Source organism: Enterococcus italicus DSM 15952 (assembly GCF_000185365.1).
Lineage (GTDB): Bacteria > Bacillota > Bacilli > Lactobacillales > Enterococcaceae > Enterococcus_G > Enterococcus_G italicus.
In genome coordinates this window covers 1-1,230 of sequence record NZ_GL622259.1, presented here as the reverse complement: position 1 = coordinate 1,230, position 1,230 = coordinate 1, and the positions used below count along the sequence as shown (strand labels likewise).

The window sequence follows — 1,230 nt, the reverse complement described above, 5'->3', positions numbered from 1 at the left end:
GTAAGCGCCCCATAGCACAGTACCTTTCAAATAAAATGACCTCCAACTATACTTGAGTCATCAAGAAGTTTGGAGGTCTTTATGTATAAGTTAAATGAAATTGTTCCTGTTCAACTTGCTCCTGAAAATTCTTCGCCAGAAAAAATAAAGCCACTCACCACCAAATTGGCCCTACGAATTAAGAAGGAAAACGGATCAGAAGTATTGATTTACAATGGTATTAACAACTATATTCTGCAAGCGGTCCTGAAAGAGCTGTTTACTGATGTTTTATGATTTTCTTCACACCAAGCATATCTACATTGTATGTGGGAAAACGGATTTACGGAAAGGCATTGACGGCTTAGCTAGCCTCATCCAACAAGATTATCAACTGGACTTGTATGAAGATGCCGTCTTCCTATTTTGCGGAAATCGGCAAGACCGCTTTAAGCTTCTCCATTGGGATGGTGATGGTTTCCTTCTTTGTTATAAACGAATCGACAATGGTCGATTAAAATGGCCAAGAAAGAAAGAAGAAATTCGAACCCTAACGAATCAGCAGGTACGCTGGTTGCTGGAAGGTCTGAGTGTAGATCAACCCAAGGCCATTTCACCAGGCAAAAAAGGCAGCTTTTAAATAGAGGTTTCACACAATTACTTGTGTTAAGCCTCTATTTTTTTTACATTTTTTGTGGTATTTTAGACCCAGATTAATCCTGTTGGAAGGAGGAAGAAATTTTGGAAAATCAAGATGTACTGCTTAAATTACTTCAAGATTCGAATAAAACGAATCAGGTACAGCAGCAAACCATTCAAAATCTAACAACCGAAATCCAACTGTTAAATGAAAAAATCAATTATCTAACCAACAAATTATTTGGTCGTTCCAAAGAAACTCTTCCCGTCGATGACAATGGACAGCTTAATTTATTTAACCAAGAAACCGCCTTTGAAGTGGTCTCAGAGGATGTTCCTTCATCTATAACGGTAAAAGGACATCAACGGGTGTTGGGCACAAAGGCCGATAAACTGAAGCATTTACCCAAAACGAGTCTAGAACATGTCCTACCATTGGAAGAGCAGTGTTGCGAACACTGTGGTTCACAAATGAAAGATATCGGGCGCACGAAAGTGCGCGAAGAAATCCGATTCCATCAAGCTATGTTAGACGCTCTTGTGCATTATCAACATACTTACAGTTGTCAAAAATGTGAAAGAAATGGAATTTCTTCTTTTAAAAAATCAGCT

3 protein-coding genes are annotated in these 1,230 nt (G+C 38.6%); all 3 read left to right on the top strand.

The window, feature by feature from the left end; genetic code table 11:
- Nucleotides 1–81: 81 nt before the first annotated feature.
- The gene (locus HMPREF9088_RS11120; protein ID WP_007209356.1) at nt 82–276 is read left to right on the top strand and encodes a hypothetical protein; all 195 of its coding nucleotides are present in this window, start codon (nt 82–84) and stop codon (nt 274–276) included.
- On the top strand, nt 266–619 hold the full coding sequence (gene tnpB, locus HMPREF9088_RS11115) for an IS66 family insertion sequence element accessory protein TnpB (RefSeq protein ID WP_007209355.1): 354 nt from the start codon (nt 266–268) through the stop codon (nt 617–619). Before HMPREF9088_RS11120 ends, tnpB begins: the two co-directional genes overlap by 11 nt.
- Before the next feature lie 101 nt (nt 620–720).
- The coding region (locus tag HMPREF9088_RS11110; protein WP_007209354.1) for an IS66 family transposase zinc-finger binding domain-containing protein at nt 721–1,230 on the top strand (510 nt) is incomplete at its 3' end.